We start from the raw sequence: 18103 nt of genomic DNA on the forward strand, positions 1-18103 counted from the left end.
AGTCTGTTAAAATGAGAAATGTAGGTATTTTATTTTCAAGGGGATGAAAAAATGGAGTACAGAATTGAAAGAGATACAATAGGAGAAATAAAAGTTCCAGCTGATAAATTATGGGCAGCACAAACACAACGTAGTAAAGAAAACTTCCCGATTGGAACAGAGCAAATGCCGCTTGAAATTGTAAAAGCATTTGCCATTTTAAAGAAAAGTGCAGCACTTAGTAATCAAAAATTAGGAAAGCTATCAGAAGAAAAAGCAGAAGCAATTGTGGCAGCAGCTGACGAAGTGATCGCAGGGAAATGGAATGAACATTTTCCACTTGTCGTATGGCAAACTGGTAGCGGTACTCAGTCAAATATGAATGTGAATGAAGTAATTGCAAATCGTGGGAATCAAATTTTGAAAGAGAAGGGATCTGACGCACATATTCATCCGAACGATGATGTGAACATGTCTCAAAGTTCAAATGATACATTTCCAACAGCGCTTCATGTAGCATGTGTAATCGCAGTAGAAAATCACGTGTTACCAGCAATTACGAAATTAAAAGAGACATTAGCAGAAAAAGTAACTGCATTTGAACATATTATAAAAATTGGTCGTACACACTTACAAGATGCAACACCATTAACATTAGGGCAAGAAATTAGCGGATGGCACCGTATGCTTGAAAAAACAGAGCGTATGATTGCAGAGAGCAATACATATATGAAAGAGCTTGCAATTGGTGGTACTGCAGTTGGAACAGGTATTAATGCTCATCCTAAGTTTGGGGAGATGGTGTCAGAGGAAATTAGCCAATTTACAGGTAAGCAATTTATTACTGCACCAAATAAGTTCCACGCATTAACAAGTCATGATGAAGTTGTATATACGCATGGTGCATTAAAAGCATTAGCAGCTGATTTAATGAAAATCGCTAACGATGTGCGCTGGCTTGCAAGTGGTCCGCGTAGTGGTCTAGGAGAAATTATTATTCCGGCAAATGAGCCAGGAAGTTCTATTATGCCAGGTAAAGTAAATCCAACGCAAAGTGAAGCGTTAACGATGGTTGTAGCGCAAGTAATGGGAAATGACGCAACAATCGGATTTGCAGCGAGCCAAGGTAATTTTGAATTAAATGTATTTAAACCTGTTATTGCATATAACTTCTTACAATCTGCTCATCTATTAGCGGATGCAATTGTTTCATTTAATGATAATTGTGCAGTTGGTATTGAAGCAGATGAAGAAGTAATTAAAGAGAATGTGAATCGTTCATTAATGCTTGTTACAGCATTAAACCCGCATATCGGATATGAAAATGCAGCGAAAATTGCGAAGCATGCTCATAAAGAAGGGTTAACGTTAAAAGAAGCAGCACTGCAATCTGGACTACTAACAGAAGAACAATTTAATGAAATTGTCGATCCGAAAAAAATGATTGCTCCGAAAGAGTAATAAAAAAGCCAAGATTCTTTAGAATCTTGGCTTTTTTGATATTTATTTTTATGACTTCCATTTGTATTACTACAAGTGCCAAAATATATTATTTGTTAGCAGGCATGTTCAATACTTTCATTTGTGGACAGTTTTCTTTTAAGAGTGAAATGAACTTTTCTTCTTCTTGAGGTACGAAAGTTGTCACAGAATCAAATAAATTGTAATGGACTTCTAATTGCTGCCTAGTCCACTTTTCTGAGCGAAGTGTTTTGCCAGAGTATGTAATATGGCGAATATCTTCAAATGGAATTTCAGTACGCAGTATGAAACCATGTTTTACGACAAGAGATGATTCCGTTACGTCGTAGTGAGAGAAATAGAATGAAGAAAGATTCACGATATTTAACAGCATCATGAGAGTGAAAAAAATAGAATTTTCATTTTGGAAGAATAGCGAAACGAGAAAAATAGTGATAAATAATGTAATGAAAATGACGTGAAATGGATTCTTTTTCGCTTTGAATTTCAAGTTAGTCACCTCGGTTTACGTGTACTCTAACTAAATTAAATCACAACATCGTAATAAAACGTGTATATATGCATAATTGCATATTCACACGTTTTATTATTCATGTAAAATTTCCTGATGGGATAAAGTGAAACTTTAATCAGTGGGGGTTTTCTTCATCCCCCACTGATTATTAGTTAAACCAATCGGACTTTTATGGGCAGTTGATCCCCCACCTAACTTCTTTGCTTTCGCTGAATTTTGAGGTGGGGATCTTACTGCCCATTAAAGTGGGATAAATTTAAATGGAATTTTGTAATAGTGGAGAGGTATGAAGTGACTTACAAGAATAGAAAGTTAGCGCTAGTCATAATTAGTTGTATGACGGTCATGGGTAGTTGTGCAAATAAATTTGTTGAGGATGGAAATCGAAAGCATATATTTGTACAGGTAAGTAAGGCTTTAGTCGAGGTTATAAATAGAATATATAATGGATAAAAGGTGTTTCCATATACGGAAATACCTTTTTTGTAGTTAAAATTGAATGCTGAAGTTTTGGAATGAGTGAGTACCAGTTCCGTGTAGAACGAGGTTGTTATCACTCAAATATTGAATAGCGTATTTTAGTTCTTTCAGTATAGTAGGGGGAGACCAAGAGTATGATGTGAACCGTAAATTTGATTAACAGTAAACCAAGGATCTTGCAGAATAGTCATGTTTTGTTTCACATCCTATCTTCATTAGTGTATTAAATACATTCGCTTTTTTGTTACTTTAATTCTTTTTATAAAATTATTTAGTAGACGTTTTTTATAAAAGTTCGTAAAATGGGTAAACGGAATGTTGAAATGTTTATTTACTGTATGTTAAGATGATGAAGAGATAGTAAACGTTATTGGGAAACGTCTGTTTTTAGATAAACATTTTAAAGGAGTGTTTAGTATGAGTGATATTTCAGAGAAGTTTTGGGATGCTTCGGTAGAAGAATTGAAGAAAGGGTATGTATTTGAAGTGGAAGCAGAGGAGTATATTTGTTTAGCTTGTGGAGAAGCGTTTATTAAGGGGGTTATTTATCAAGATAATCAAGTTTTGTATGAAGCAGAGAAGTTTGTGCAATTGCATGTGCAAAATGAACATACGTCTATGTTTGATTATTTATTAAACCTTGATAAAAAGTATACGGGTTTAACGGATTTGCAAAAGAAAATGGTTCAGTTTTTCCATATGGGGCTGAATGATAAAGAGATTGTAAAAGAGATGGATGGTGGAAGTACATCAACCATTCGTAATCATCGATTTACACTTCGAGAGAAAATGAAGCAAGCGAAAGTGTTTTTAGCATTAATGGAACTGTCAGAAGAAAAATCAAAAGTACAAACGAAATTTGTACCAATCCATAGAACCGCAACGATGGTAGATGATCGCTACAATATTACGGAAGAAGAAAATGATGAAGTATTAAAAGCGCATTTTACAGAAGGATTAGATGGACCACTTTCTACATTTCCGAAAAAGCAAAAGCGCAAATTAATTATATTACGCCATTTAGTGACGAAGTTTGATAGTAATAAAAAGTACACTGAAAAAGAAGTAAATACTATCATAGAAAGAGTATACCCGGATTTTGTAACTTTAAGAAGGTATTTAATCGAATATGGGTTTTTAGATAGAACAGCAGATGGAAGCCAATATTGGGTAAAGTTATGATAATATGGAAAAGAAAATAAATAGAGGCACATTATTATAACAACTATACAAAGAAATAGAAGTTGAAAAACAGATTTTTAATAAAAGGAGAAATGAAATTTGAAACCACCTACAGATAATAATAAAGAAGGTGCGGAGTCACATAAGTTAGAAAGTGAGAGTAAACCGATTTGGAAATCGATGTCCATGTTTTTAGTACCGTTACTATTAAGTAATGTATTACAATCGATTGGACAATTATTCGGTATGGTAGTAGTAGGAAGATGGCTTGGCGTTAATGATTTAGCGGCTATATCAGCATTCTTTCCACTATTTTTCTTACTCGTTTCATTTGTAATTGGTATTGGTTCAGGGAGTTCTATTTTAATTGGTCAGGCGTTTGGTGCTAAAAACGAAGATCGTTTAAAAGCTATCGTTGGTACGACACTGACATTTACATTTATTATTGGAGTTGTGTTGGCGATTATAGGTAGTATTTTTGCGATGGATATTATGCGCCTAATGGGAACGCCAGAAAATATTATTGATATAAGTGTTCATTATGCACGTATTTTATTTATATCGATGCCAGTATTATTTTTATATTTTGCATACACAACATTTATGAGAGGTACAGGAGATTCTAAAACGCCATTTTACTTTTTAATTGTAAGTACAGCGCTAAATATGATCTTATTACCAATTCTTATTTTTGGATGGTTAGGAGCTCCGAAATTAGATGTGTATGGAGCAGCCTATGCTTCTGTTATATCTACAGTTATTACGTTTATTGTCATGTTGGTGTATTTAAAGAAGAAAAATCACCCACTACAATTAGATAGTACGGTAAGGAAATATCTTCGCATGGATAGGGAATTATTGAAGCTATTGTTACGACTCGGAATTCCAGCGAGTATTAATATGATATTAGTTTCATTATCTGAAATTGCGGTAATCGCGTTTGTGAATCGTTATGGTTCGGATGCAACAGCAGCTTATGGCGTTGTGAACCAGGTTGCAAGTTATGTACAAATGCCAGCAGTTAGCCTTGGTATTACAGTTTCCATTTTTGCAGCACAATCAATTGGTGCGAATCAATTTGATAGATTGCAGAAAGTTGTGAAGGCCGGAATTATTATGAACTACGTCATCGGTGGTGTGCTAATATCTCTTATTTACTTGTTCTCAAGAGACATTCTATCACTATTTTTAACGAGTCAAACTACAATTGAAATTGCTCATAGCCTAGTTATGATTACGTTATGGAGTTATTTAATTTTCGGGCATGCGCAAATTATTAGTGCGACAATGCGAGCGAGTGGTACAGTATTATGGCCAACTGTTATCGGAGTTGTATCAATTTGGCTTGTTGAAGTACCTGTAGCGTATTACCTTTCTTACCATACAAGTCTTGGCATAGAAGGGATATGGATTGGGTACCCAGCAGCATTTATTGTCAGCTTAATATTACAGTATGCATATTATAAGCTTTCATGGCAGAAGAAACGAATTACACGACTAGTGAGTTAAATCATGCAAATGTCCCTAAGCTATTATACTTAGGGACATTTTTTGTAAGTGTATGTTTACAAATAGCTTTTTAAAGTGATATCAAAATGTTGTCTAATGAGCTTGTTATCGCTCATATAAAACTCCCACGCTTTTTCAGGTTCACCGATAATTTCAAAAGATTCTTCTGTAATATATAAAGCGCAATTATCCTCTAGTGCAATTCCTTCTATATTACCTTGATGATTTTGTAAAAAGGAATGGAAGGCGTTCATTCTATTTAATTGATTATAATGTGGACAAAACCTTTTGTTAACAATCCCCCAACCGTTACACTCTATATAACCAGAACCTTCATAATCTGATCGGATACTAGATGTGAACCAACACATAGCACCGGCGCTATACCCCGCAATGAGCGTTCCTTGTTGCAGAGCCAATAGTAATTTTTCATCGAGTCTAAGTTCTTTCCATTCTGTAACCATTTGAATATAGTTCCCGCCACCGAGATAAATTAAATCAGCAGACTGAATCATTTCGTCTATTTCATATTTAGAAGGTGTATCAGCTATAGTACGTAAAATTTGTACTTCACAGTGTAATTGTTTTTCGAACGTGTCTAAAAATAGCTTTATATAGCTTTCATCATCATGACTAACTGTAGGAATGAATAATACTTTTGGATACTGTTTATTTGTTAATTCTATAAGTCGCTCATTAATAGGCGAGTGATTTGAATCTTGTAAATCACCGCCACCAATGACAGCTAATTTCATAGTAAAGCACCACCTGATCATTTTTGTTATATAAAAATTCGATAGAAGAGAGTAACATTCCTTCTCTCATGTAATGAATAAGTAGAAAATATAGTTTAAGTATATCGAAATAGTAAAGGTAGTGATAACTATATAGAAAAATGAATTTGAAACAAATTAACCGGCTATTTGCGGGCTGCCCGTAAAATCTTAATTGGTGAGGGCTGATAATCAGTGGGGGATGAACGAAACTCCCATTGATTAAAGTTTCACTTTATCGATATATAATATTTCATACTATTGTTTCAAAATATGGAAACAATATGTTTAAATGGATATAACAAAGCATTAATTCAAATTGAATTAGTGTTTATATTTTAAAAAGGAATCGGAAATAATAGAGATTTCACAAATCGTTTTTTACTTTTAATAGGAACTTGTATTACAATATGGTAAAATTATTTCAATATATTTATTTAATATAAAAATACAAAGAGGGAGCGTGAAAAAGGTGGATTTTCGATTTGAGTTTGCAGCGAAGGTGAAAGAATACTTAGATGATGAGAAGGATGAAAAAATAATAAAAGATGGACATAGAGATATAATTTTTCACTATTTATATGCGTTAGAGGCTGAAATTGGCGTTGTGAAAAATCCTAATTTTACTTTTTTTACATCAGGAAGACGTTCACATATCGTATTAGAAAATGTTGAATTTAAAACAGAGGTAAATGTAAAAAGTAACATCATTGAAATTACAAAAATAGTGGATAATGTCGTTATTCCTTTAGATACTATCGTAGCAAAGGATCGGGAATTATTTGCACTTGGGCGCAATGAGAAGTTTAATGTACAAATATTAGAGCAGTATCTCTTTGAGACATTTGGAGAGAAATTAGGTTTAAAATGAATGGAATGGCCTACGTATTTATAGGTAGTGAATTTTAGTGTATATCATTCTTGTTTGACCTTTCATTTAATTTGTACTACAATTTGTAGTGTGAAAGGAGCCATACTATGTTTACTCAAAACTATAAATTAAATGAGCAAGGATTAAATCACTTTTTTGGACCTCTTGAAGCAAAAATTATGGAGATTGTTTGGTCTACCGAGGGTATTACGATTAAAGAAGTGCAGCAGAAATTAAGTGAAGAATCACCTGTGAATTTTAACACTGTTATGACAGTTATGAACAGGTTAGTAGAGAAATTACACTTAGAAAAACAGACGGTGAAAAGAAGTGGCATATATCGTACTGTACAAACAAAAGAAGAATTCTTATCCAATCAAACGAAGAAAATGACACAGGAATTGATGGGGGAATTTGGAGATTTAGTAGTAAATCATATGCTAGATGAGTTAGAGCAGGCTGATCCGACTTTAATAAAAAAATTAGAAGACAAATTGAGTCAGTTAAAAAAAGAGGATCAATGAAATGAAATGGCAAATGCGTAAAATCGTATTGTTAGCAGTAATTGTTAGTACCCTCTTTTTCAGTATGTTAGTGTATTACGTTACATATCCATTTCTGTTTCAAAATAAGGCGTTCTTTTTTTCAAATTTTTGCTTGTTTCAATTAGAAAAGCATATGAAGGAATTATCGCTCATTCGTATTATAATTGCTGGATTACTATTACTTACAGTACTCATAGTGTGCAAAAGAATTTGGCGACAATTTTTCTATAGTAAAAAATTACAAAAAGTACTTATCCCTTTCATTCGAAAAGGAAAACAAATATATATATTGCCGACCTTAGAAGTTGCGGCATTTACAATTGGGTTATTTCGTCCGAAAGTTGTCATGTCAGAAGGCATGCTTCAAACATTTTCAGATGAAGAAATGGATGCGATTATTTTCCATGAAGAATATCATCAAACTAATCGAGATCCATTAAAATTATTTTGTTTTACGTTATTAGCAGAAGGAATGGTGTACATCCCGATATTAAAAGGGTTATTGCAGCGCTATCATGTGTATCAGGAGCTAGCAGCAGATAAATATGCAATGCAAAAGATGAAATCTTCATTCGAATTAGGTAGTGCGTTATTAAAATTAATTAAAATAAAGACAATGGAAAATCGATGTGTGACAGCTTCATTTGCAAAAACAGCAATAAATTTACGAATCGAGCAAGTGTTAAATGAAAAAGTTGTTAAGCTCAATATTCCATTACATACGAATTCGGTATATGTAACATTAGGTTTATTCTGTATGTCGATTGTACTTATTGTCGGAGAGTGCATATAGCCTCTTTTTTTTAAGAATTAACACTACTTATTGTAGTGTTTTAGGGGGAGTAAAATGAATGCAGCAGATTTAACAATTTGGCTTGTAGCTGGGGCAGGGGTATTGTCATTTATATCACCATGTTCTTTACCGCTATATCCATCTTATTTATCATATATTACAGGTGTGTCTATTCAAGATTTAAAAGAGAATCGTGGAATTATGCAAAAATCAGCGATTATACATACCGTATTTTTTATGATCGGATTTTCGGTTATATTTTATGCGTTAGGTTTATCGGTAAGTTGGATTGGAATAACATTCTCATCTAACCAAAAATTGATTCAACAAATTGGTGGGGTTTTTATTGTTTTGATGGGACTGTTTATGACAGGTTTGTTTCAACCTAAGTGGCTTATGGCAGAGAAAAAAGTACAATACAGAAGTAAATCGACTGGATATATTCGCTCGATTTTAGTCGGTATGACATATGCAGCGGGTTGGACGCCATGTGTTGGACCGATATTTTCAGCTGTACTCATGCTTGGTGCGACAAATCCTGAAGGGGCACTTCTTTATATTACCGCGTATACTCTTGGGTTTGCGGTTCCGTTTTTCGTGATGGCATTCTTTATTGGGAAAGTAAAATGGATTGTTACATATGCCAATGTCATGATGAAAATTGGCGGTGGAATGATGATTGTAACAGGGGTTTTATTGTATACAAATCAAATGACGAAAATTACCGCATTCTTTATTCGTCTATTCGGTGGATTTACAGGCTTTTAAAAATGAGGAGGAAGAAAAGTGAAGAAACTAATTGCGATTATACTGGCTGGGGCATTAATTTGGGCCGGAGTTAATTTTTATAATACAAAGAAAGAAGAAAAAGCAAAACAAGCGGAGTTACAAGAAACAGAAGTATTACCACAAGTAGGATTTAAAGCGCCAAACATAACATTAAAAGGGTTAGACGGGAAGCTGTATTCGTTAAATGATGCAAAAGGCAAGCCATACCTTATTAATTTTTGGGCATCATGGTGTGGCCCATGTGAAATGGAGGCACCTGACTTAGTTCGTATGTATGATAAATATAAAAAGGATGTTGAAATTTTTGCGGTAAATGCGACAATTGGAGATCCAGTACAAGAAGCGAGTGCATTTGCAGATCGTCACGGATTTAAGTTTCCTGTTTTACTAGATATGGACGGAGTAGCTGGATTAGATTATAAAGTATTTTCGTTACCAACGACATTTTTTGTTAATAAAGATGGAATTATCGTAGAGCAAGTACGAGGCGTATTACCTCCAGATCAATTAGAAGAGAAATTTAAGAAATTAATTGAGAGTTAAAGAGGGGATTTTGTATTGATGGAGTGGATCGTGAGGTTACAACCCGTATCTCTTATAATTGGAAGTTTATTTGGATTTATGTTGATGAAACGAAAGATGAAGAACGAAAGTGTACCATATGAAAAAATGATGGATGCAGTAACAAATGCCTTTCTTATCATCGTATTTGTATGGAAATTTGCACCGGCAATTTTAAATCCAGTATGGGCCTTTAGGTCGCCATTGCAGGCACTATTAGCTGTAGGAAGTATGCAGCATATTATAGCAGGATGTGTAATTGCGAGTATATACATTGTTTGGAAAAGTAAAAAGGGACAATTTTCGCTTCGTATTTTACTTGATGCATTACCTATTGGACTATGTATGAGCATTATTTTTTATTTTCTATTCAACCACAAAATAGGTGTACAAACGATATTGCCTTGGGGTGTGAAAATATATGAATCTAAATTTTTATATCACCCTATTTTCGTATACGAGATCATCCTCGCCCTTTGTATAATCGGCTTGTTATGGATGAAAAATGAAAGGCTAGAAAATGGAAAGAATATAAGTGTTTTTCTAATAGTTGAGGGATTTGCTCATATCATTATTTCGCTTGTTAGTGAACAAAATTCGGTTTTATTTGGTTTATCAATACAGCAAATAATGAGCTTCTTTTTTATTAGTTTAGGGATATTGTTGGTGCCGAAAAAATAAGAGGTATGCATGTATGAGATTTTCATACACGCATACCTCTTTATCATTAGGATTGAGCGCTTTTCTGAAAAAAATGAATGGTTTCCTTCCAAGAATCAATACTAGCAAAAGCGTTATCTTTTTTGCTCCCTTGGTTATAATTTATTCTTAAATAGGGGATGCCGATAGAATGACCAGCCCCTTTATATACGAGTTGTTTATAAAAATGAGGAGAATGAAATGTATCCAATCTATTAATTGCTTTTTTTGATAATCTTACAATATCAGCTTCATCTTCTTCACCAGCAATTAGCAATACATCTCCATTAATTTTTTCAACTGGTATAGTAGCATTTTCAACAACTTTAGAATCTGAAGTTAAAGCGTTATACCACTTTCTATATGGCATTCCCCTATGTTCTTCAAACATTTTACGACATTCGAGTGCGACGGAGATGGGATTTATTGGAGACGCATACGGTAATACTTTCCCTTTATATGTCCAAGCAGGAGGTAATGTTGTAGCATCGGACCACGGTACAATACCACTTAATGCAATAGCGGAACCATTTAGAGAGGCGACAGCATTTATTTCTTGGAAAAAGCATGCTGATAAAAGGGCTAGTTCACTTCCTCGAGAGGTACCATGTATACCTAACCAATTTTTGGTGACTTCTTCTCGTTGTTTCATCCACTCAATGGCTGTTTTTATATATTCAAGGGGGATTTCTACAAGTTGTTTTGGTAGATTATCGATTCCGAAATAAGCGAGGGCGAGTACTGAAAAATTATGTGATGCAAGTAAAGCGGCAAGGTATTCATTTAATCCCCCCTCCGAACCGCCGAGTACAATAATTCCTGGATTCGCTTTTTTATTTTCGTTGTAGAAAAAGGTGGCAATCAATCCATTTTCTCTAATTGGATACCGAACGATTTGTTTGGATTTCCATAATCTTGAGATGTTTATTTCATCGATAGTAGATCCATTCATTTCAAGTGATAAAGTTAAGTTTTGAGGCGACAATGGATTCTTATAATTTCGAATAGAATCGTGATGTTCGTTTATTTTAATAATGTCTAAGGACCAAAATAATCCCATTCCATCAATCCCTGTATAAGAGCCAGTAATAGGTGCTTGTTCGGTAAGGTTTACATTCCCATTTTTAGATGCAATAAAGGTGGCATTTGATTCTAAATATATATCATTTATTCCCTCGGCAATTCTGGAGGCTCTTATTGTTACTTCTTGTAAAGGTTCTAATCCGGTTATATAAATTTGAATGGGAGAATCAATTAATGAGATTGACGAACTAACATGAATGCGGGGCTTCGTTTTTTTGTGAATGTTCATTTCATAACACCTCAATTTAAATTATATATAACAAGTTTTCTACGAATAACAAAATAGACCTCTACTGTAAATAGAGTTTTATTAATATGAGGAGGATTATCCTGTTTTTCTTAAATATATTAAAAAATCGGCGGAGTAACAGAAAATAAAACAATTGCATTTTTCTCGAATTGATTTACCCATTTATGTTTTAAATAAGCGGGTATTTTTACGCTATCACCCGTTTCTAATATGTATTCTTCTTCATTTAAATGTAATGTAATTTTCCCGTCTAATACGTATGCTAACTCTTCACCTTTATGTTCTAGTACATTTTCTGATGAAGCTGTATTCGGTGGAACAGTCATAATTGCTGTTGCTAAATTTCCTGTAAAATCAGGTGATAGCAATTCATATGATAAATTATCGATAATCATTTTTCTTCGTTTATGAGAACGTACAATTAAATCGTCTGTATTTGTATCTTCCAATAAAAAGCTAAATGTTGGAACATCAAGAGCTTTAGCGAGTACTTTTAATGTTTGAATAGAAGGGTTAGCAGACCCACGCTCAATTTGACTTAACATAGATGGTGTAATACCTGCCATCGTTGCTAGTTCTTTACTAGTTAAACCTTTTTCTTTTCTTTGCTTTTCAATCTTTTTACCAATATCTATATTTTCCATAATGAAAGGCTCCTAACTAATTATTAAATTATATTTAAATAAATTAAATTAAAATTAACTAAAGTAAATAATTTATGTTAAACTAAATTAAAATTAATTTAATTATAATTTATTGAATCGTAAGCTACAAGGTTATGAGGAGGAAGAGAAATGAAGGGAATAGAGAAATTAAAAGAGGAATATCCACTATTAAATAAATTAATCTCAACAGAAGAAGTGTTTTGGGTGAATCCGAACATGGAAAAGTATGAAACGGCAATAAAAGATTCCCCATTGAATGAAGGTGATGTAAAAGATGCGGAAGAGAGGTTAAAGCGTTTTGCACCGTACATTGCGAAAGTTTTTCCAGAAACGAAAGAAACGGGCGGCATTATAGAATCACCTTTAGTGAAGATACCTACTATGAAACAGTCTTTAGAGAAAAATTACGGGAAACCTATATTAGGTGAATTACTATTAAAGTGTGATAGCGGGCTTCCGATATCAGGGTCAATTAAAGCTAGAGGCGGCATTTATGAAGTGCTGAAGCATGCGGAGAAATTAGCTTTGCAGTATGGAATGTTAACAGAAGAAGATGATTATTCCATTTTAGACAGTGATACATGTAGAGAGTTTTTTGCAAAATACTCAATTGCGGTAGGTTCTACAGGTAATTTAGGACTAAGCATTGGGATTATGAGTGCAAAACTAGGTTTTAACGTAACTGTTCATATGTCAGCAGACGCAAAAGAATGGAAAAAAGATTTATTAAGAAGTAAAGGTGTAAACGTTATTGAATATGAAGCTGATTATAGTAAAGCAGTAGAAGAGGGGCGTCAGCAAGCGGATGCAGATCCTAGCTGTTATTTTGTAGATGATGAAAACTCACATGATTTATTTTTAGGATACGCAGTAGCAGCATCGCGATTACAAAAGCAATTAGAAGAGTTAGAGATTGTAGTAGATGAAGAGCACCCTTTATTCGTTTACCTTCCTTGCGGAGTAGGTGGCGGACCTGGCGGAGTCGCATTTGGTTTAAAGTTATTGTATAAAGACAACGTACACTGTTTCTTTGGGGAGCCAACGCACTCTCCATGTATGTTACTCGGTTTAATGACAGGACTTCATGATAAAATTGCCGTTCAAGATATCGGGATTGATAATGTAACAGACGCGGACGGACTAGCGGTAGGAAGACCGTCTGGATTTGTCGGTAAAACGATGGAACCATTTTTGAGTGGAAATTACACAGTAAGTGATGAAGAGTTATATAGATTGTTAAAAGAACTAGCTGATACGGAAAATATTTATTTAGAGCCTTCTGCGCTAGCGGGAATGATAGGGCCAGTGAAAGTATGCAAAGAAGATGAGTATTTACAAAAACAACAGTTAACAGAGAAGATGAAGAAAGGTACTCATATTGTGTGGGGAACTGGCGGTAGTATGGTTCCAGAAGATGTGATGAGTGGATATTATAAAACAGGTGAGTCATTAATAATATTAGAAAAATGAGGCTAATTGTGGCCTCATTTTTTATTTATATGACATATGTATTATTATAAATTCTTTGTTATTTTCGCATTAGTTCATTATAGTATAGATATAAAGAACGAATAGCAAATAAACATAACAAAAAAGCTTTATTTTACATAATAAGAGGATGTGTATACGATGTCATTACAGACTAAATATATAGCGGGTATTTCGCTTGGGGTTATGGGAGTAGGTTTTGCGGCTTCTATCCCTTTTCAAGGAACGGTAGCTGGAGAGATTATACAAGGGGGATTTGAAGCTGGATTAGTTGGTGGACTTGCGGATTGGTTCGCAGTTACAGCATTATTCCGTCATCCGATGGGAATTCCAATTCCTCATACAGCGTTATTACCTAAAAATCGTAAACGAGTAACGAAAGGGCTCATTCATACGTTAGAAAATGAGTGGCTGACGAAAGAAAGTATTACGAATAAAGTAAAAGAAATGCAGCTAGCGCAAATGGTACTGCAAATCGCTGAGAGAGAAATGCAGTCTGACGCTGTGAAAAAGGGAATTGTAAAAATTGCTGAGAAGGCGATTGTTACAATAGATACGGAAAAGTTAGCGGTTATTATTGAAAAAGAATTAAAAACGTATTTGCATACAATTAATACAAGTAACATATTACAAGTGCTTGTTGATCAATTGGTAGTGCAAGAGTACGATGAAAAGACACTGGATTACATATTAGTAAAAGTGAAAGATTGGACAGCGCAAGATGAAGCACGTTACCAGCTCGGAAGCTTAGGTATGAAGGCGATGGAAAACATAAAAGTAGATGGATTTTTACAGTTTACTTTGAAATCGTTTATGAATATTGTAGATGAAGATAAAATTGGCGGCATTTTGCAGAAATTTATTATTAGCAATATTAACAGCTTACAAGATGCAGATAATAGTACGAGACAACTTATATTATCGAAAATTCGTCAAGAAATTATAAATGTAAAAGAAAATGAAGCTTTACTACAAGAATTAGAAAATTGGAAAGAAAAATGGATTGCCAATTGGAATGCTACTGACAAAATTAAAGAGATGCTGGAGCAAGTGCAACAAAGGGCAATTACTTTTGTGAAAAACGAAGAGTTTACGGATAAATATGTTATTCCATTTTTACAAACACAAATGAATAAAATAAAAGAAGATGAACAGACTGTTCAAAAAATAGAAGATTGGTTACAAAAACAAGTTGTCACACTTGTGGAAAAGAATCATTCGAAAATCGGAAAACTTGTACAAGAAAACCTTGATAAGTTAGATGATAAAACGTTAATTGAAATGATTGAAAATAACGTCGGTAAAGATTTACAGTGGATCCGAGTAAACGGGGCTGTTTGCGGATTTATGATTGGATTAGTGTTAGAAGGAATTAAAGCGATTATATGAGAAAAACCTTCCACAATTGTGGAAGGTTTTTATTTTTCAATAATACTCATATTGATATTATAAGCTTTTTCAATATTTAACTTGTACGTCCCATTGCCTGTTTTAATTGAATTTTTATACCAATGTTCTTGTTCGTTGAATTCTTTATTTTCTTCTGAAGTATTCTCTTCTTTTTTCGTTAAATCTTCAACTTGTTCCCAAGGTGTGTTTCCGTGGGATTCTTTTTTGTTTGTTATGGCGATTAAAGATACATCGCTTTCTTTTGCTAAATGAACAGATACATGTGAACTTTCTTGTACAAACCAATTATTTTGTAATTGACCAGGATAAAGGGATAGTTCGTTATTTGAAGCACGAACTTCTACATTTTTATTTTGCGGAAGAACGAGTGTCGGTTTGACTTGTGGTGCTGAATTCCATAACGTATGTTGAACGGGTAATGATTTTAAAGTAATATACATCGTTTCCCCAGCTGTTTGAACCGAAAGGAAATCTTCTTGTTTTAAATTAAGTTTTTCATTAGTTTTCGTCGTCATTTCATATGTTCCAAGAAGGTGAATTTGATTTGTATCATTTCCCTCTATTGTTAGAGGGTGCTGTCCTGCATCCACTACAATTTTTTTGATAGATTCAGGTATATCAATTTGTCCACTTGGAATATTGCTCGTTTGGCGAGTGGTATGAATAGAATGACGAACTTCATCTAGTAATCCAGTTGATAATAAACAGTAAAAAGCAATTCCAACGCTTCCTAAAACGCCGATAAAGAAAATACTAAAAATATCATATTTAATAAAGGATTGTTCCTTTTTAGAAAATAGAAGGTATAGTAAAATTTCCACGCCAAGAATAATAAGTAAAACAGGCCACCATGCTGTTAAGGAATCTAATACCTCAGTACCTTTTACAACTGAAAATAGTAAGAAGCAACCTAATGAAATAATAGAAAGCCCCATTGAAAATGTTCCAACGCGCCATGTTCTCATTCTTTTGTACCACCTTTGTTTTCTTTATTTCCAAGTAACAATTTAAAGCCGCCACCAATTAAGAGGAGTGCAACGATAGATGTTTGGAAATAGCGATAATATAGCTCGCTAAGATGAATGTTAAATATAGTTGCAAAGTAATCATTCAAAATAGGAAGGAGTGTTTGATCTAATAAATAATAACCACCGAGTGTAATTAACCCAATACCGATCCATCTTTGATGATTGATAAAATAATCAATGATAGGTTCGTCATGTACACGTTCTTTTCCATACTTTGCAGTTTGCTGTAAAGCGTCAAAGAAGCTATAGAACCAAATGATTGGTACTAAAAATAAAAACGCTGAAAGTCTTAATAAGTCGAGTAAATAGATGGAAAGTAAAAAGGCTGCCATAAGCTGAAGACCGCGGCGTTGTAAGCCTAAATACATATGTCCCGCTCCAGGGAACATCGCTAAAATAGAAGCGAATGTTTTATTCTTCTTTCCTTGTTCACGATGCTCTTCAAACTCTTCGAAAATAGTACGGTCATCTAGTTGCTCGCCACGTTCTTTTTTCTGGAGTTGCTGAACAACATCGAAGAAATTGTAAATCCATAAAACAGGTAATGTTATAAGGAAGATAAGGAAACTTTCTTGTGATGTTAAAAGTGCAACGAAAATAATCATACTTCCGATCCCTGTGCAAGCTACTAAAAATGTAAGTCCACGTTGCATAAGCCCTAATTGGAAATGACCAAGTCCAGGTATGATGGATAGGAGAATGATATAAAATCGTTCGCTTTCTTTAGAGGAATCTGTTAATTCTCCGGCTGCTTGTTTTTTTGATTGGTTAATAATAGTGATAACTAAATCTAGTAAATTGACCACCCATAACACGACTAGTAAAAATAGAGAGATAAAAGCCAACTCACGCGCTATTAATTCTACTACGCAAAAAACTGCAAAAGAAAATAGTAATAAAGCCCCTCCGCTATATAAAATAAGCCGTCCAAACTTCTTTAAATATAAATGTCCAAGCCCAGGAATTAGCCCTAATACAAGTGCTAAAAAGGGATTTTTATTCATGCTTTGAACCTCCGTCCTTTTTTGATGTATCTACCGATTTGTTTACAATTTGTTGTGAAATAGAAGACTCGTTATGTTTTGAAGATTTCTCGAAATTTGATGTCGCTGTGAAAATATACTGGAATAAACCACTTACCATAAAAATAATTGTAGCTGCGGTCGCAATTATGTAGTGAATAATCGTTCGCTTTAATGAGTTTGTTTTTATATTTTCATTAGGTTGTAGCGTTTCAAAATCAATTTGCGTCATAACTTCATTCGTAAATGAATCATCATTTATCATTGGAAGGTTTTCATGTTGTTCATCGATACTTTCCATATAAAGTGCTAAACAATGATCACATTCATAAAGGTGTTCTTCCATAGATTCACGTTCATTGCTTTCTATAAAATCTAAAGTATAATTGCGCCAATCTTCTTTTGAATAATGCGTCATAGAAACTCTTCCTCCTTCCAATGTTTTTTAATCCACTTTCTTGCCCGATACAGTTTCATTTCGACTGTTTTCACTTCGATGTTTTCCTGCAAAGCAATTTCTTGATAGCTTTTTTCTTCTAAGTAATGTGAGAGAACGATGTCACGGTAATTCTCGGGAAGTTCTCTCAGTTTTTGAGCAATGAGTAATTTTTGCTCTTTCGTCAATAATAAATCCTCAACGTTATGAGAGGATTTTATATTTTCCTCAGTTTCTTTACATAAGGAGAGTTCTTCATTTTCTCTAGCTTTTTTCCTCTTATAATCAATAGCGTGATTGGTGGCAATACGCGCCATCCAAGTTTTTAATCCGCGAAATTGATAATTAGGGAGAGAGGCGTGAATTTTTACGAATACTTCTTGTGTAACATCTTTCGTATCTTCTTCATGTCTTAAAATAGAAAAGATAACTTGAAAAATATAATGACGATATGTTTGCACAAGGATACGAAAAGCGTGTTCGCTTCCTTGCTGTGCTTTTTCAATTAATTGTTTTTCCTCAATGGGTCTCTCCCTCCTTTTTG

The 18103-nt window shown here is 34.0% G+C and carries 19 protein-coding genes and 1 pseudogene; 11 read left to right on the forward strand and 9 right to left on the reverse strand.

The window, feature by feature from the left end; translation table 11 throughout:
* The first annotated feature begins 51 nt into the window (after positions 1-51).
* Complete coding sequence (gene fumC / locus ACU8YW_RS08700; RefSeq protein ID WP_088062947.1) at positions 52-1440, forward strand: class II fumarate hydratase; 1389 nt, start codon at positions 52-54, stop codon at positions 1438-1440.
* Between the two features lie 88 nt (positions 1441-1528).
* Here the strand turns inward: fumC and ACU8YW_RS08705 are convergent, their stop codons facing one another.
* Both ACU8YW_RS08705 and ACU8YW_RS08710 read right to left on the reverse strand, forming a co-directional pair.
* Positions 1529-1951: a PH domain-containing protein gene (locus ACU8YW_RS08705; RefSeq protein WP_097889331.1), complete on the reverse strand. Its 423-nt coding sequence runs from the start codon at positions 1949-1951 to the stop codon at positions 1529-1531.
* A 513-nt stretch (positions 1952-2464) separates the two neighbouring features.
* Positions 2465-2616: pseudogene (locus tag ACU8YW_RS08710) on the reverse strand (MBL fold metallo-hydrolase); the annotation flags it as partial.
* 256 nt (positions 2617-2872) lie between these two features.
* Between ACU8YW_RS08710 and ACU8YW_RS08715 the strand changes: the two are divergent.
* Complete coding sequence (locus ACU8YW_RS08715; protein ID WP_097889332.1) at positions 2873-3637, forward strand: DUF2087 domain-containing protein; 765 nt, start codon at positions 2873-2875, stop codon at positions 3635-3637.
* 99 nt (positions 3638-3736) lie between these two features.
* Entirely contained in the window at positions 3737-5146 is a 1410-nt protein-coding gene (locus ACU8YW_RS08720; protein ID WP_000804152.1) for an MATE family efflux transporter, read from the forward strand.
* 56 nt (positions 5147-5202) lie between these two features.
* On the opposite strand, the gene ACU8YW_RS08725 is transcribed toward ACU8YW_RS08720, so the two are convergent.
* Positions 5203-5901 carry a peptidase E gene (locus tag ACU8YW_RS08725; protein ID WP_426933785.1) on the reverse strand — a complete coding sequence of 233 codons (699 nt, stop codon included), beginning with the start codon at positions 5899-5901 and terminating at the stop codon, positions 5203-5205.
* 490 nt (positions 5902-6391) lie between these two features.
* On the opposite strand from ACU8YW_RS08725, the gene ACU8YW_RS08730 reads away from it, so the two are divergent.
* The 6 genes from ACU8YW_RS08730 (at position 6392) to ACU8YW_RS08755 (ending at position 10159) form a co-directional block, all read left to right on the forward strand.
* Positions 6392-6790: a DUF3942 family protein gene (locus tag ACU8YW_RS08730; protein ID WP_002108594.1), complete on the forward strand. Its 399-nt coding sequence runs from the start codon at positions 6392-6394 to the stop codon at positions 6788-6790.
* A 107-nt stretch (positions 6791-6897) separates the two neighbouring features.
* Positions 6898-7314 (forward strand): BlaI/MecI/CopY family transcriptional regulator, encoded by a 417-nt coding sequence (locus ACU8YW_RS08735; protein WP_000495070.1) that lies wholly within the window; start codon positions 6898-6900, stop codon positions 7312-7314.
* Between the two features lies 1 nt (position 7315).
* Positions 7316-8128, forward strand: coding sequence for a M56 family metallopeptidase (locus ACU8YW_RS08740; protein ID WP_088608722.1), 813 nt, complete (start codon positions 7316-7318; stop codon positions 8126-8128).
* Between the two features lie 54 nt (positions 8129-8182).
* Positions 8183-8896 (forward strand): cytochrome c-type biogenesis protein CcdA, encoded by a 714-nt coding sequence (gene ccdA / locus ACU8YW_RS08745; RefSeq protein ID WP_000990445.1) that lies wholly within the window; start codon positions 8183-8185, stop codon positions 8894-8896.
* Positions 8897-8914: 18 nt separating this feature from the next.
* Positions 8915-9460 carry a TlpA family protein disulfide reductase gene (locus ACU8YW_RS08750; protein WP_426933784.1) on the forward strand — a complete coding sequence of 182 codons (546 nt, stop codon included), beginning with the start codon at positions 8915-8917 and terminating at the stop codon, positions 9458-9460.
* An 18-nt stretch (positions 9461-9478) separates the two neighbouring features.
* The gene (locus tag ACU8YW_RS08755; RefSeq protein WP_446894051.1) at positions 9479-10159 is read left to right on the forward strand and encodes a prolipoprotein diacylglyceryl transferase family protein; all 681 of its coding nucleotides are present in this window, start codon (positions 9479-9481) and stop codon (positions 10157-10159) included.
* A gap of 46 nt (positions 10160-10205) precedes the next feature.
* Here the strand turns inward: ACU8YW_RS08755 and ACU8YW_RS08760 are convergent, their stop codons facing one another.
* Both ACU8YW_RS08760 and relB read right to left on the reverse strand, forming a co-directional pair.
* Positions 10206-11489 carry an acyl-CoA thioesterase/bile acid-CoA:amino acid N-acyltransferase family protein gene (locus tag ACU8YW_RS08760; protein ID WP_098133614.1) on the reverse strand — a complete coding sequence of 428 codons (1284 nt, stop codon included), beginning with the start codon at positions 11487-11489 and terminating at the stop codon, positions 10206-10208.
* A 119-nt stretch (positions 11490-11608) separates the two neighbouring features.
* Positions 11609-12154, reverse strand: coding sequence for a type II toxin-antitoxin system RelB family anti-toxin (gene relB, locus ACU8YW_RS08765; RefSeq protein ID WP_426933783.1), 546 nt, complete (start codon positions 12152-12154; stop codon positions 11609-11611).
* Between the two features lie 150 nt (positions 12155-12304).
* Between relB and dsdA the strand changes: the two genes are divergently transcribed.
* The gene (gene dsdA, locus ACU8YW_RS08770; RefSeq protein ID WP_097889336.1) at positions 12305-13645 is read left to right on the forward strand and encodes a D-serine ammonia-lyase; all 1341 of its coding nucleotides are present in this window, start codon (positions 12305-12307) and stop codon (positions 13643-13645) included.
* Between the two features lie 159 nt (positions 13646-13804).
* Positions 13805-15052, forward strand: a complete 1248-nt coding sequence (locus ACU8YW_RS08775; protein ID WP_087983120.1) for a DUF445 domain-containing protein — start codon at positions 13805-13807, stop codon at positions 15050-15052.
* Positions 15053-15081: 29 nt separating this feature from the next.
* On the opposite strand, the gene exsE is transcribed toward ACU8YW_RS08775, so the two are convergent.
* Genes exsE through ACU8YW_RS08795 form a run of 4 tightly spaced genes read right to left on the reverse strand, consistent with a single transcriptional unit; the run spans position 15082 to position 18020 of the window.
* The gene (gene exsE / locus ACU8YW_RS08780) at positions 15082-16038 is read right to left on the reverse strand and encodes an exosporium protein ExsE (protein WP_098230231.1); all 957 of its coding nucleotides are present in this window, start codon (positions 16036-16038) and stop codon (positions 15082-15084) included.
* Positions 16035-17105, reverse strand: coding sequence for a hypothetical protein (locus tag ACU8YW_RS08785; RefSeq protein WP_098230232.1), 1071 nt, complete (start codon positions 17103-17105; stop codon positions 16035-16037). Before ACU8YW_RS08785 ends, exsE begins: the two co-directional genes overlap by 4 nt.
* Complete coding sequence (locus tag ACU8YW_RS08790; protein ID WP_088082902.1) at positions 17098-17541, reverse strand: hypothetical protein; 444 nt, start codon at positions 17539-17541, stop codon at positions 17098-17100. The genes ACU8YW_RS08785 and ACU8YW_RS08790 overlap by 8 nt, the downstream gene beginning before the upstream one ends.
* Positions 17538-18020 carry an RNA polymerase sigma factor gene (locus tag ACU8YW_RS08795; protein ID WP_242015944.1) on the reverse strand — a complete coding sequence of 161 codons (483 nt, stop codon included), beginning with the start codon at positions 18018-18020 and terminating at the stop codon, positions 17538-17540. The genes ACU8YW_RS08790 and ACU8YW_RS08795 overlap by 4 nt, the downstream gene beginning before the upstream one ends.
* Positions 18021-18103: the final 83 nt, after the last annotated feature.

Source organism: Bacillus pretiosus (assembly GCF_052947655.1).

Bases quoted from the DNA above. Each gene is read 5' to 3' on its own strand.
- ACU8YW_RS08755 (WP_446894051.1), top strand. From the start codon at position 9,479: ATGGAGTGGATCGTGAGGTTACAACCCGTATCTCTTATAATTGGAAGT.
- relB (WP_426933783.1), bottom strand. From the start codon at position 12,154: ATGGAAAATATAGATATTGGTAAAAAGATTGAAAAGCAAAGAAAAGAA.
- ACU8YW_RS08785 (WP_098230232.1), bottom strand. From the start codon at position 17,105: ATGAATAAAAATCCCTTTTTAGCACTTGTATTAGGGCTAATTCCTGGG.
- ACU8YW_RS08725 (WP_426933785.1), bottom strand. From the start codon at position 5,901: ATGAAATTAGCTGTCATTGGTGGCGGTGATTTACAAGATTCAAATCAC.
- ACU8YW_RS08790 (WP_088082902.1), bottom strand. From the start codon at position 17,541: ATGACGCATTATTCAAAAGAAGATTGGCGCAATTATACTTTAGATTTT.
- ACU8YW_RS08740 (WP_088608722.1), top strand. From the start codon at position 7,316: ATGAAATGGCAAATGCGTAAAATCGTATTGTTAGCAGTAATTGTTAGT.
- ACU8YW_RS08760 (WP_098133614.1), bottom strand. From the start codon at position 11,489: ATGAACATTCACAAAAAAACGAAGCCCCGCATTCATGTTAGTTCGTCA.
- fumC (WP_088062947.1), top strand. From the start codon at position 52: ATGGAGTACAGAATTGAAAGAGATACAATAGGAGAAATAAAAGTTCCA.
- ccdA (WP_000990445.1), top strand. From the start codon at position 8,183: ATGAATGCAGCAGATTTAACAATTTGGCTTGTAGCTGGGGCAGGGGTA.
- ACU8YW_RS08775 (WP_087983120.1), top strand. From the start codon at position 13,805: ATGTCATTACAGACTAAATATATAGCGGGTATTTCGCTTGGGGTTATG.
- ACU8YW_RS08735 (WP_000495070.1), top strand. From the start codon at position 6,898: ATGTTTACTCAAAACTATAAATTAAATGAGCAAGGATTAAATCACTTT.
- dsdA (WP_097889336.1), top strand. From the start codon at position 12,305: ATGAAGGGAATAGAGAAATTAAAAGAGGAATATCCACTATTAAATAAA.
- exsE (WP_098230231.1), bottom strand. From the start codon at position 16,038: ATGAGAACATGGCGCGTTGGAACATTTTCAATGGGGCTTTCTATTATT.
- ACU8YW_RS08715 (WP_097889332.1), top strand. From the start codon at position 2,873: ATGAGTGATATTTCAGAGAAGTTTTGGGATGCTTCGGTAGAAGAATTG.